At 44.1% G+C, this 12754-nt stretch carries 14 protein-coding genes; all 14 read right to left on the bottom strand.

All coding sequences use genetic code 11. From position 1 onward, the window contains the following. Nucleotide 1 precedes the first annotated feature (1 nt). Nucleotides 2–544 carry a peptidoglycan-associated lipoprotein Pal gene (gene pal, locus BCT49_RS07915; protein WP_004736484.1) on the bottom strand — a complete coding sequence of 181 codons (543 nt, stop codon included), beginning with the start codon at nucleotides 542–544 and terminating at the stop codon, nucleotides 2–4. A gap of 111 nt (nucleotides 545–655) precedes the next feature. Further along, nucleotides 656–2008 (bottom strand): Tol-Pal system beta propeller repeat protein TolB, encoded by a 1353-nt coding sequence (gene tolB, locus BCT49_RS07910; protein WP_102434778.1) that lies wholly within the window; start codon nucleotides 2006–2008, stop codon nucleotides 656–658. Nucleotides 2009–2020: 12 nt separating this feature from the next. After that, nucleotides 2021–3088: a cell envelope integrity protein TolA gene (gene tolA, locus BCT49_RS07905; protein ID WP_017105744.1), complete on the bottom strand. Its 1068-nt coding sequence runs from the start codon at nucleotides 3086–3088 to the stop codon at nucleotides 2021–2023. A gap of 13 nt (nucleotides 3089–3101) precedes the next feature. Beyond that, a complete protein-coding gene (gene tolR / locus BCT49_RS07900) occupies nucleotides 3102–3545 on the bottom strand; it encodes a protein TolR (RefSeq protein ID WP_017105745.1) in 444 nt (147 codons plus the stop codon). 3 nt (nucleotides 3546–3548) lie between these two features. Next, nucleotides 3549–4232, bottom strand: a complete 684-nt coding sequence (gene tolQ / locus BCT49_RS07895; RefSeq protein WP_017111033.1) for a protein TolQ — start codon at nucleotides 4230–4232, stop codon at nucleotides 3549–3551. After that, nucleotides 4222–4659 (bottom strand): tol-pal system-associated acyl-CoA thioesterase, encoded by a 438-nt coding sequence (gene ybgC / locus BCT49_RS07890; RefSeq protein ID WP_102434777.1) that lies wholly within the window; start codon nucleotides 4657–4659, stop codon nucleotides 4222–4224. The genes tolQ and ybgC overlap by 11 nt, the downstream gene beginning before the upstream one ends. 173 nt (nucleotides 4660–4832) lie before the next feature. Then, the gene (ybgE, locus tag BCT49_RS07885; RefSeq protein ID WP_017111034.1) at nucleotides 4833–5135 is read right to left on the bottom strand and encodes a cyd operon protein YbgE; all 303 of its coding nucleotides are present in this window, start codon (nucleotides 5133–5135) and stop codon (nucleotides 4833–4835) included. Next, nucleotides 5128–5235 (bottom strand): cytochrome bd-I oxidase subunit CydX, encoded by a 108-nt coding sequence (cydX, locus tag BCT49_RS07880; RefSeq protein WP_000270284.1) that lies wholly within the window; start codon nucleotides 5233–5235, stop codon nucleotides 5128–5130. Before cydX ends, ybgE begins: the two co-directional genes overlap by 8 nt. A gap of 31 nt (nucleotides 5236–5266) precedes the next feature. Then, on the bottom strand, nucleotides 5267–6403 hold the full coding sequence (gene cydB / locus BCT49_RS07875) for a cytochrome d ubiquinol oxidase subunit II (RefSeq protein ID WP_017111035.1): 1137 nt from the start codon (nucleotides 6401–6403) through the stop codon (nucleotides 5267–5269). Nucleotides 6404–6416: 13 nt separating this feature from the next. Continuing rightward, nucleotides 6417–8003, bottom strand: coding sequence for a cytochrome ubiquinol oxidase subunit I (cydA, locus tag BCT49_RS07870; protein WP_029223557.1), 1587 nt, complete (start codon nucleotides 8001–8003; stop codon nucleotides 6417–6419). 552 nt (nucleotides 8004–8555) lie between these two features. Next, a complete protein-coding gene (gene ruvB / locus BCT49_RS07865; RefSeq protein WP_017105751.1) occupies nucleotides 8556–9572 on the bottom strand; it encodes a Holliday junction branch migration DNA helicase RuvB in 1017 nt (338 codons plus the stop codon). Nucleotides 9573–9690: 118 nt separating this feature from the next. Next, nucleotides 9691–10302, bottom strand: coding sequence for a Holliday junction branch migration protein RuvA (gene ruvA, locus BCT49_RS07860; protein ID WP_102434776.1), 612 nt, complete (start codon nucleotides 10300–10302; stop codon nucleotides 9691–9693). A 92-nt stretch (nucleotides 10303–10394) separates the two neighbouring features. After that, nucleotides 10395–11855, bottom strand: a complete 1461-nt coding sequence (locus BCT49_RS07855) for a methyl-accepting chemotaxis protein (protein WP_102434775.1) — start codon at nucleotides 11853–11855, stop codon at nucleotides 10395–10397. A gap of 215 nt (nucleotides 11856–12070) precedes the next feature. Beyond that, entirely contained in the window at nucleotides 12071–12592 is a 522-nt protein-coding gene (ruvC, locus tag BCT49_RS07850; protein WP_004736470.1) for a crossover junction endodeoxyribonuclease RuvC, read from the bottom strand. Between the last annotated feature and the right edge of the window lie 162 nt (nucleotides 12593–12754).

Here is a 12754-nt window from a genome sequence, read left to right as displayed (position 1 = left end):
ATTAGTAAACTAGTACTGCGCGACGGTTTTTAGCGTACACATCTTCAGATTGACCTAGAAGAAGTGGCTTCTCTTCACCGTAGCTTACGATAGAGATTTGGTCTGCTTGAACACCTAGAGCTTGTAGGTATTTCGCTACAGCTTGTGCACGACGCTCACCAAGTGCGATGTTGTACTCAGGAGTACCGCGTTCGTCAGCGTGACCTTCGATAGTAACGTTCATGTCAACGTTATTGCTTAGGTAAGCTGCGTGAGCTGCTAGAATTTCTTCGTAGTCGCCAGCGATAGTAGAGTTATCGAATGCAAAGTAGATTGTTTGAGTTTCGCGTAGCGCTTGCTCTTTAAGCTCTTGCTCAGACAGTTGAGCGTTAGCATCAATTGGCGTTACAACAGTTGTGTCTACGTTGCCTTCTGAACCTGAAGTTGTTTGGTTGCTTTCAGTACCTGAAGTTGCAGATGTTGCTTCATCAGTTGAGCTACATGCCGTTACTGCCATCACTGGTAGTGCAATCATCAAGCCTTTAAGAACTTTGTTAAGTTGCATCTTTTTTTCCTTACGTTATCAAACTTAGTTTCTACAGCGACTAAGTGCTATAGATAGTTAATTGCCACAATAGTTAACACTATCAATAGCTAAAAGAATGTATCACTTTAACTAGAGGAACGGTGACCATGCAGGCGCTCTTACGCGTCCGTTGGTTGCCGGTAATCTAGCTTTGAAACGACCATCGATAGAAACCATCGATAATACGTTTGTTTTGTTGTAGATAGAGCTATAGATAACCATACCTCCATTCGGTGCAATGCTTGGAGATTCATCTAACAGAGTTTTTGTTAGCACCTGAACTGCACCGGTTTCCAAATCTTGCTTAGCCAAGTTAAAGCCTGAGTTGCTACGATTCACCATGATAAGGAATCGACCATCAGGAGTAATCTGGCCACCTAAGTTTTGGCTACCTTGCCAAGTAATACGAGAAGTCGAATTATTGGACAAATTTACATTATAAATCTGAGGTTTACCACCGCGATCCGACGTGAAAATAAGAGACTTGCCATCTGGGTGCCAGAACGGTTCGGTATTATTAGAACGTCCGCGGGTAATTTGAGTCAGCTTACGGCTAGCAAGGTCAAGTGTGTACACTTGAAGGCTGCCTGTTTTCGACAATACCAATGCCAATGTTTTACCGTCTGGAGAGAATCTTGGCGCGCCATTGTGACGAGGGTATGACGTCACCTTCTCACGTTCACCTGTGTAAATATTCATAATGAATATTTCAGCTTGGCCATTTTGGAAGCTTACATAAGCAAGTTTCTTACCGTCTGGAGACCATGCTGGTGACATAAGAGGTTGCTTAGAACGAAGTACTAAACGCTCATTGAAACCATCGTAATCAGCAACACGAAGCTGGTATGGGTATTTGTCTTTGTCGTTCACTACCACGTAAGAAATACGAGTTAAAAACGCGCCTTTCTCACCAGTCAGTTCTTCATACACTAAATCAGAAATACGGTGTGCGTACTCTCTTAAGCGTTTGCCCTGAACCGTCGCTTTCTTGTTGAACAAAACGTGGTCTTTAGAAAGTACCAGTTGGCCTTCATCACTCAGCGCACGGCTTTGTCCTTTGGTCAGTTGACCACGAACAATGTCGATCAACTGATAGTTGACTACGTATTGCCCTTCAGCATTTTTAGTAATGCTACCGGTTAGCAATGAATCTACGCCTAAGTTAGTCCAAGCATCAAAGTCGACCTCTGTTTCGCTGTAAGGCGTTTGAGGCATTTTGCTTGTTGCAACTGGGCTGAATTTACCACTGCGCTGTAAGTCAGAAGCAATAACCGCTGATACATCGTGTGGTAGTGGCTCTGCGCCTTCCCAGCGGAAAGGTACAATAGCGATAGGTCTAGCAGAGTTTATACCGTCTGTAATAACCAGCTCCAGCGCTGCATGTGCAAACTGGCTGCTTGTCGCTATTACGAAAACAAAACTCAGTAATAGTTTTTTTAACACAAGTTCGTCCTTTTACTCTGGTGATACAGTTAAGTTGATGTCTTTAAGTGATTTCACAATGTCTGGGTCTTTAGGCAATGGATAAGATTGCACTTGTGCCACGGCACGCTTGGTTGCTGCGCACAAACGGCTGTCTCCATCCAAAATACTCAAGCTTCCCAGAATCGCATTCGAACCCGTAGGAATGAGCTTAAGGTTCACTCGACATGAGCGTCCTCTGTAGCTGTCTTCTAACAATAAATTCTGTTGAATGAGCTGAGTATAAATCGCACCGTAACGCTGTGCTTCATCACTAATAAATTGTTGTTTAGCCGAAGAGTTTTGAGTCGACTCAGTTTCAAGCCCAGCAAAGATATCGTTCAATGCCGCCTCTTGTTGCTTGCGCTCTTTTTCAGCTCTTGCTGCAGCTTCTTTTGCTTTACGGGCTTTCTCCGCTGCTGCTGCCGCTTCTTTCTCTTTCGCTATACGCTGCTTTTCAGCACGTTCAGCGGCTTCTTTTTCTTTACGAGCTTTGTCTGCTGCCTCTTTCGCGGCTTTTTCTTTTGCCACGCGTTCTTGTTCAGCTTTGGCGACAGCCGCTTCTTTAGCCTTGCGTTCTTTCTCTGCCTTAACCACAGCGGCTTCTTTTAGCTTACGATCAGCTTCTGCTTTCGCGGCTTTCTTTTGTTCTGTCTTTAAACGAGCCTCTTCGACTTTACGTTGTTTCTCTTTTTCAACTCGGCGTTTTTCAGCTTCTCGCGTCGCTTTCGCTTCTTTGGCTTGTTTTTCTTTCAGCTTGCGGATGTTTTCTTCTTCCGCTTTACGATTCTTTTCAAGTCGCTCGCTTTCGCGACGTAACTTGTCTAACCGTTCTTGTTCTTTCTTACCCGCAGCTTCTCTTTGTTGACGAATCTGTTGAGCTTGCTTGCGAACTAACTGAGGGTCAATCACGACCGCCTGAACCATCTGCCCTGTTGGCTTAGGTTCTGACATCGTAAAGTCTGCTCCCCAAATAAGAGCGACGAATAGAATGACATGCAGCCCGATTGAAATTAGAAGCGGCGTTTTGAAATTATTGGATTTTTTATTATTCGCTTTCATGAATGCTACGGAGCTATTCCCTTATATCCGTTAAAAGGCCAACCTTTGGCACACCTGCACGGCTTAATTCATCAAGTAATAAAACAACTTCAGCGTAAGGCGTTGCGGCATCACCGCCGACCGCCACTGGAGAGTTAGGATTCAGAGACAATTCCGCTTTAACCCGAACAATAATGTCTTCAATTGACAGGCCTCGTTGAACCTCTTCATCGTTAACGCTCAAGCCAAGCTCACCATCTTTGTTCACTTCAACGATAATAAAGCTCGCGTTCTCGTCACCCAGTAAATCTTGAGCTGACTTAGCCGTTGAAGCCTTTGGCAATTCAACATCAACACCTTGTGTGACGAACGGTGAGGTCACCATAAAAATAATCAGCAAAACCAGCATAACGTCGATGTAAGGTACAACGTTAATCTCTGCCGTCATTTTGCGTTTTTTAGGTTGGTATCCAGCCATCTATTATTCCCTGCCAGCCATCGCTTGACGGTGAAGAATGCTGTGGAACTCTTCAGAGAAAGTCGCGTAGTTATGTTCGAGTTTACCTACTCGGCTACTGAAGCGGTTGTAAGCCATAACAGCCGGAATAGCAGCAAATAGACCCATTGCTGTTGCAATCAGTGCTTCTGCAATACCAGGTGCAACCATAGCAAGTGTCGCCTGCTTCACTTCGCCTAGTGCGATGAATGAGTGCATGATGCCCCATACCGTACCAAAAAGGCCGATATAAGGACTGATAGAACCGACGGTCGCTAGGAAAGGTAAATTGGTTTCTAGCTCATCCACTTCACGGGCAACCGCAACGCGCATTGCGCGACCTGTGCCTTCCATAATGAAATCTGGAGAAGTGGCATTAGATTTACGAAGGCGAGCAAATTCGGTGAAGCCTGCGTAGAAGATTTCTTCAGTACCAGAAAGCTCGTCTTTGCGTTTATTACTCTCTTGGTACAATTTAGCAAGATCAACGCCAGACCAAAATTTGTCTTCAAAGACTTCTGTTTGTTTAGAAGCTTGAGATAATACTTTACTTCTTTTTATGATCATTGCCCAAGAAACAACAGACATGCCCATAAGAATCAGCATGACCATCTTAACTAGTAAGCTAGCTTCTAATATTAGGCCTAAGATTGAGATTTCAGCAGTCACTATTCGTTAGCTCCGTGAGAATAAATGTTGGCATTGCTTTGGGTTTCATTTTTTGATTATCGATACATGCTACCTTAACCATTGCTTTACACAATGCCTTGCCATCAGGATTTACGATCTCTTGACAGAAGACCAAGGTAGCTCGCTTCAACTCGTAAATATTTGTAATGACTTGTAAAGAATCATCAAGTCGCGCACCTTGAATAAAATCAATGTCCATATGTCGGACTACGAAACCGATATTTTGTTCTAACAAGACTTGCTGAGAGACGCCAATTGAGCGCAACATCTCAGTTCGAGCGCGCTCAAAGAACTTAAGATAGTTGGCATGATATACCACCCCACCAGCATCGGTGTCTTCGTAATACACTGTCACAGGCCAAGTAAATGGCTTAAATAATCCCTGCAATTTGCTACCACAACCCAAAACGATAAAGATCTCACTATAACCTAACTCTTTATCATTAAAAGCATATGGCAGTGATTTATTTGATTTGAAAGACGAAAAAAAAGGCCATCTGTATAAGATGACCTCTTTTTGGCTAAAAACCCAACAACTACCTAGGTTTACTTTGTTATAAACCTAGTCCACAACCCCATTTAGATAAGGCGCAGCACGGTTAGATAGAGCAAAATCGTGAGTGAAACGTAAGGGCTGAATAATAACTGCCACATCCAAGCTCTTGGTTTAAAACCGATACCATAAACCATGCTCGAGCATACAGCCCAGATGAACATAGGCCCAATGATAGCGTTAAAGCCACCGATGCTTGCCGCATACGTTTCAGGATCCCACATTACTAAACCAACATGCATGAAACCCAATATTAAGGATAAAGCTCTTAACAGAGTCTTATCCATTGGTTGATGTAATTTAGCAACTTGCTCTGCGAGATTACTCACTGTCTTTATCCATCATTTCTGAATGCTCAAGCCAAAGAGCATTGATGATGCCGAATGCACATGCTAGAAGTACACCCAAAATCCATGCGAAATACCACATAAAATTTCTCCTAAGTTATTTAACTTCTAGCTTAGTAAGCTGAAACGTCGTTATCTTCGATGTGTTTCTTATCTAGACGACCAAACATTTTGTAGTATGTCCAAGTCGTGTAGCCCAGAATCACAGGAACCATTACCGCCGCAACTCCAGTCATAAGACCAAGCGTTAGCTCACTTGCTGTTGAATCCCACATAGTCAAACTATGGCTAGGGTTCAGGCTAGATGGCATTACGAATGGGAACATTGCAAAACCAGCCGTTAAAATAACACCAGCGTTAGATAGGCTTGAGAACAAGAATGCGAAACCACCACGCTCAAAGCGAGATGCAATCACAGCAAGCAGTGGCATTGCTACACCAAGAATCGGTGCAGCCCACATTGCTGGATACGTTTCGAAGTTTGTCATCCAAGCACCAACTTGAAGTGATACTTCTTTGTTTAGTGGGTTTGAATCAGCAAACGTATCGATAGTGCTTGTAATTACATAGCCTTCGATAGATTGAACCCAGAAGCCACCAATAACGAATAGAGCAATAGCAATTAGGCCAGTGATCTGAGCAACGTTACGAGCGCGACTGTGCAGCTCTTCTGTTGTCTTCATTTGAAGCCATGTTGCACCTTGCATCACGAACAACATCAGAGCCAACACACCACAAAGCAATGCAAACGGGTTTAGCAGAGCGAAGAACGTACCATGGTACTTAGACATCATGAATTCGTTCAGTTCGAATGGAACACCTTGTAATAGGTTACCAAATGCCACACCGAAAATGATTGGTGGAACTGTGCCACTAAAGCAAAGTGCGTAGTCCCAAGTCTTACGCCATTTTGGATCTTCAATCTTAGAACGGTAATCAAGAGCAAGTGGTCGTAACCAAAGCGCTGCTAACGTCGCATACATTGCGAAGTAGAAACCAGAGAAAGATGTCGCGTAAACCAGTGGCCATGCAGCAAACAATGCACCACCCGCAGTGATAAGCCAAACTTGGTTACCATCCCAGTGAGGGGCAATCGTGTTTAGCATAATACGACGTTCAGTGTCGCTCTTACCGATAACAGGTGAAAGGGCTGCAACACCCATATCGAAGCCATCAGTTACGGCGAAACCAACCAGTAGAACACCGATCAATACCCACCAAATAAGTCGTAAGCTTTCGTAATCAAACATAATATTCCCTCACTTATACTTCGACTGAACGGCTAACTTTGTCTTCAACAGAGTTATCGTTTTGTTCAAAGTGGTAACGGCCTGTCTTTAAGCTACTTGGACCTTTACGTGCGAATTTCAGCATTAGGTAAACTTCAGCAATTAAGAACACTGTGTACAGTGCCAGAATAGCGAATAGTGAAGTCCAAAGCTGTTCAATAGTTAGTGCTGATGCAGCCACGTTAACCGGTAGGATTTCACCAACCGCCCATGGTTGACGACCAAATTCAGCAACGAACCAACCCGCTTCGATCGCAATCCAAGGTAGTGGGATTGAGAATAGCGCAGCTTTAAGTATCCATGGTTTCTGTTCGATCTTCTGACGACACGTTTGAACAAACGCCGCACCGAATACAAACAACATGATGAAGCCACAAGCAACCATCAGACGGAATGACCAGAATAGAGGCCAAACTGTTGGGATAGAATCATCCGCAGCCATTTGGATTTGATCTTCTGTTGCGTCAACAACGTCGTCTGTGTAGCGCTTAAGAAGCAGACCGTAACCTAGGTCACCTTTCACTTCGTCGAACGCTGCAATGTTTTCTTCAGACTTGTCACCTGAACGTAGCTTTTCAAGCAGCTCGTATGCGTACATACCAGTACGGATACGATCAACGTGATCATCACGTAAGTCACGCAGGCCCGTTACTTCAGTATCAAGCGAACGCGTTGCGATGATACCCATCACGTAAGGGATTTTAATTGCGTAGTCAGTATTCATTGTTTCTTGGTTTGGAATACCAAAAACAGTAAATGCAGCTGGTGCTTCTTCAGTGTGCCACTCTGCTTCTACCGCAGCGAGCTTTACTTTTTGAACTTCACCAAGCTCGTAACCAGATTCATCACCTAGCACGATTACTGACAGGATCGCCGCCATACCGAAAGATGCTGCAATCGCAAAAGAGCGACGAGCAAAGGCAAGGTCACGACCTTTAAGAATGTAGTATGAGCTGATACCAAGGATGAACATTGCACCCGTTGTGTAACCAGACGCCACTGTGTGTACGAATTTAACTTGCGCTACTGGGTTTAGTACAACTTCAGCAAAGCTCACCATTTCCATACGCATGGTTTCAAAGTTAAATTCCGCACCCACTGGGTTTTGCATCCAGCCGTTCGCTACCAAGATCCAAAGCGCTGAGAAGTTAGAGCCAAGTGCTACTAACCACGTTACCGCTAAGTGCTGACGCTTTGACAATCTGTCCCAACCGAAGAAGAAAAGACCAACAAAAGTAGACTCTAGGAAGAATGCAACAAGCGCTTCAATAGCTAGCGGAGCACCGAAGATGTCTCCAACGTAGTGAGAATAGTAAGACCAGTTTGTACCAAACTGAAACTCCATGGTTAAGCCTGTCGCTACACCAAGAGCAAAGTTAATACCAAACAATTTACCCCAGAACTTGGTCATGTCCTTGTAAATTTGTTTGCCCGTCATTACATATACTGACTCCATAATGGCAAGAAGAAATGCCATACCTAAGGTCAGTGGAACAAATAGGAAGTGATACATCGCTGTAAATGCAAACTGCAATCGCGACAGATCAACAACATCAATCATGGTAACTCCTTTGTGTCGGCTGAATGACACTTGTGTGATAATTCACCGCAAAAATCCATGTTAAAACAATTTATATAATTGTTATTACAAATTGAAATTTGTAGCAAAAACGTACCGTTATAGTTAGATTATTGTTAAGCATGAGCTAATATAGCTGGCGCTAATATTACTGGTAAAATCAGTATGTTTCAAAAGGTTTATGGGAGAACCCTGCGTTGATTTGTATCAAATTTATTCGAGCAAATTAGAGTTATTTTTGTACAATTATGATTAAAATCACACCAATTCTGCTTGCCTTAATAACAGCGCATGATATCTGTGACAAAAGCTCAGCACCGCCTCAACATACGAATTACAACTACCTATAAAGTATTAACAAAAAATATGACAACTTATTTCATTTTTTGTTGCCCAAATCAAACCTGCAATCAAAGTTTTCATTTTTGAAGCGCCCTTTTCGACCTTTTTACCGACTCGCTCAAAGAGTTGTTATTCAGTAAAAAGCAAAAAATCCCAGCGCTTATGCAACTGGGATCTTTAGAAATGAATAAGTTAACGATTAGAAGGCTTATCTATTCCGAAGTGTAAATACGCTCTGTCGGTAGCAATTCGACCTCTTGGTGTTCTTTGCAGATAGCCCTGCTGAATCAAATACGGTTCCAATACATCTTCAATCGTATCTTTTTCTTCACCAATCGCGGCTGCCATGTTGTCGATACCGACCGGACCACCACCAAACTTCTCCATAATCGCAAGTAGAAGCTTCCTATCCATGTAGTCAAAGCCTTTAGCATCAACGTCCAACATGTTGAGTGCCTTATCCGCCACGTCTGGACAAATATGTCCATCAGCTTTCACTTCCGCGTAATCTCGTACACGGCGTAATAAACGGTTCGCGATACGCGGTGTACCACGAGCGCGACGAGCAATTTCTAATGCCCCATCCGACTCCAATGAAAGTCCAAGGCAATCTGCGCTGCGCTGAACGATGTTTTGAAGGTCTTCAACCTTGTAGTACTCAAGACGCTGAGTAATACCAAAACGGTCACGTAATGGCGATGTCAGTGAGCCAGCACGAGTGGTTGCGCCAATCAGAGTAAAAGGAGGAAGGTCGATCTTGATAGAGCGAGCCGCTGGGCCTTCACCAATCATGATATCCAGTTGGTAATCTTCCATTGCTGGATACAGAACCTCTTCAACCACAGGGCTTAAGCGGTGGATCTCATCAATGAAAAGCACATCGTTTTCTTCGAGGTTGGTTAATAGCGCGGCCAAGTCGCCCGCTTTTTCTAAAACCGGACCTGAAGTCGTGCGGATGCTCACATCCATTTCATTGGCAACAATGTTCGCCAACGTGGTTTTACCCAAACCGGGAGGGCCAAAAATCAACAGATGATCCAGAGCTTCATTTCGCATTTGAGCGGCTTGAATGAAAATCTCCATCTGGTTACGAACGTGGTCTTGACCTTGATAGTCGGCTAGCGCCTTTGGACGTATTGCACGGTCGATAACATCTTCATCTTTAAAGACCGGATTATCCGGTGCAATCAGGCGATCGGCTTCAATCATAAATTCTGTTATTCCTAACTCTGCTATTGCTGACTCTGCGCATCTTGACTCTGCGCATCTTGACTCTGTGTAAAGGCAAAGTGAATGAGTCTATTTTGTAGAACAAGTATATGAGGTATTAAACCATCGACTTCAGTGCTTCGCGAATCAATTGTTCGCTGGTCATGCCACCTTTAGCCACTTGAGCAACAACTTTAGAGGCTTGAGTCGGTTTATAACCCAACGCAAGTAGTGCGCTTACTGCTTCTTCTTCAGCATCGTGAACCGCTGGCATTGAGTCCATTGGCGCTGCATCCGTTGCAGGCGTAAACAGATCACCTGCTCCCCACCCTTTGAGGCGGTCTTTCATTTCAACAACCAGACGCTCTGCCGTTTTCTTACCAACACCCGGCAGTTTAACCAGTGTTGAGATATCTTCGCGTTCAACACATTGAACGAATTGGCTTGCCGTCATTCCAGAAAGGATACCAAGACCAAGTTTAGGGCCGACACCATTCGCTTTTATCACTTCACGGAACAAGGCGCGCTCTTTAACAGTGTTAAAACCATAAAGTAGCTGAGCATCTTCACGTACTACAAAATGAGTGTAGATAATTGCTTCTTCGCCTACGTTTGGTAACTCATAAAAACAGCTCATTGGCATTTGGACTTCATAACCAACACCACTGACTTCAATCAATAATTCTGGTGGCTGTTTTTCTATTAATGTACCGCGGAGACGTCCGATCACAATTCACTCTCTTGATGGAATTTAATTTGAAGGACAGAATATAAAAGAACTGGATACTTATCCAGTTCTTTGTGTTTTTTGAAGTGAATTATTTAGGCTTGCTTAGCTTGCGAGACCACGCTGTTCAAGCTCGCAACCAGTTCTTTAACCGAAGTAACATGACCTGTTAGCTCAGAACCATAATTAGCGACTAAACCTGACACCGATTTAGTTTCCGCCACGCTTTGAGCCACTTCTGAACTGGCCAGGTCGAGTTCTTTCAAGGAGTCCATCTGCATTGCCATAATATTGGTGAGCTGATTAACATCTGTTGAGATGGTTTGCACCTCTGAGATAATGCCGTTCATCTCGCTCGCCGTGGTTTCGATGATCGCTCTGCCGTGTTCAACTTCTTCTTTACTGCGGTCTAACAACGTTCGAATCTCTATTGCCGAATGACTGCTTTTCGCCGATAGCTCTCTCACCTGATCCGCGACCACAGCAAAACCTCGCCCCTGTTCACCTGCGCGTGCTGCTTCGATTGCAGCATTGAGTGCCAATAAGTTGGTTTGCTCAGCAACCGAGGTAATCAAATCAGCGACTTTCATGATTTCTTGATTACTTTGAATGATCTGACTGATCGCATCTGTTGAGGCTTCTAATGACTCTGAGCTCTTTTGCGCTTTGGTGCCCACCGCTTCGCTGCGCTCTTTCAGTTCACCCACAAATGAATTGGACTCTTCGATGCCTTGAGTCATTTGATGGAGTTGTTGACTCATCTCTTCTGCAGCACTCGCTTGAGATTCACAGTTGATGTTTAGCACTTCAACTTGAGTATGCAAGTCTTGTGACTGCTGATCCAAATGAACTGAAACACCTTGTAGGCTCTCTGAATTCGAATTGGCTTGATCGAGCACGATAGAGAGTCGGCCTTCGCTTTGCGTTGCTTGGTTGGCAACATGTTGGCTTTCTGAAATCGCCTCCTCTGCCATTTCGATTGCCACCTCTTTTTGCTTAGCGGTAAAGGCTTGAGCAATGCAGATAACCACCAGCGGCATGATCACGCCAGACCAAGTTTCTACCACTACCGCATCAGGGGTTAGCTCAAGCTGGGGAAATGCAAATCCATTGAGATGTGCTGAGGTCATCACCAGTGACACACCGATAACCAGGCCACTCCACACCAAGGCCACAATTCGTGTTCCTGATAAGAAAAAAGCGACCACTAACAAAGGCACCCAATAAGCTTGCGTGGAAGCCACAACCCCACCGCTTTGATAAATGATGTTCAACGCGTGGACAGCCATGCCGACAAAGCCAAAGTTAAGTGCAAGGCTCGGTTTACTCGTCACACGGAGTAGCAGTGCAGAGATCAGTTCAAATACGATAAGAAATACAGATGTGGCGACCAAGAGTTGCTCTTCATGCTTAGTCCACTTGATTAAGCTATAGACGCCCACGAAGAATGCGATAAAAGTGAAGAGTAATAAGATATCGGCTTGTCTGACTTCGTTGTTACTCCACCCGTTACTTTTGGGTAGAAACAGCGCGCGCCACAGCTTGATTGGGTTCATCAGTGATCATCCTTGATTAACTTGTAAGACCTCCGACCAATGTTAATAACATGTTAAATGATACGCAATGTTATTATCTGGGTTATGTTCGAAAGATCTCATTTCATCAAGGATTTAGCGGCGTATTGTGTTGATATGAGCCAAACAGGGCGTGAGGCTCATCAATCGTATAAGTTTAAAAGGCAGAATGTTAGGAACTAACAATAGAATGAGATTTAGCGGTAACGCCCTTTTCTTGCCCCTGTTGCTTTGCCTGCGAGTGCGACCAAGGTTTTGTTGGTGTTAGCGTGAGTGATCGCTACGCCTAGAGCATCGGCTGCATCGGCTTGTGGCTTAGCGGGTAGTTTGAGCATGCTCATCACCATATTCTGAACCATAGACTTATCAGCGCCACCGTTACCTGTCACTGCTTGTTTGATCAAACGAGCCGCATACTCATGTACAGGCAAATCAGCATTCACTGCTGCTACAATCGCACTTCCACGAGCTTGGCCAAGTTTAAGTGCTGAATCGGCATTCTTCGCCATGAACACTTGTTCGATCGCGAATACGTCAGGCTGAAACTGAGTAATGATCTCACTCACGCCCGCATAGATTTGCTTTAAGCGACCTGGCAGTTCTTTTTCGGAAGTACGAATACAACCACTACCTAAGTAATATAGATGGCGACCATTTTGACGAATGACGCCATAGCCGGTAATACGAGAGCCAGGGTCAATCCCTAAGATAATAGACATAACTTCAAATACTGATTATTTATACATGCTTTATGAGCTTAGTATATCGAACGCAAAAAAAAATGCCCGTCAAATTAACGGGCATTTCGTTGTTCTGCGAAAGAAAAAGTTCTATCAAAAACTAAGTGTTGTTTAAAGCTTAAGTGCTATCTAAGACTTAAG

This window comes from Vibrio lentus, from assembly GCF_002875945.1.
Lineage (GTDB): Bacteria > Pseudomonadota > Gammaproteobacteria > Enterobacterales > Vibrionaceae > Vibrio > Vibrio apostichopi.
This window is presented reverse-complemented; position numbering and strand designations above follow the sequence as displayed.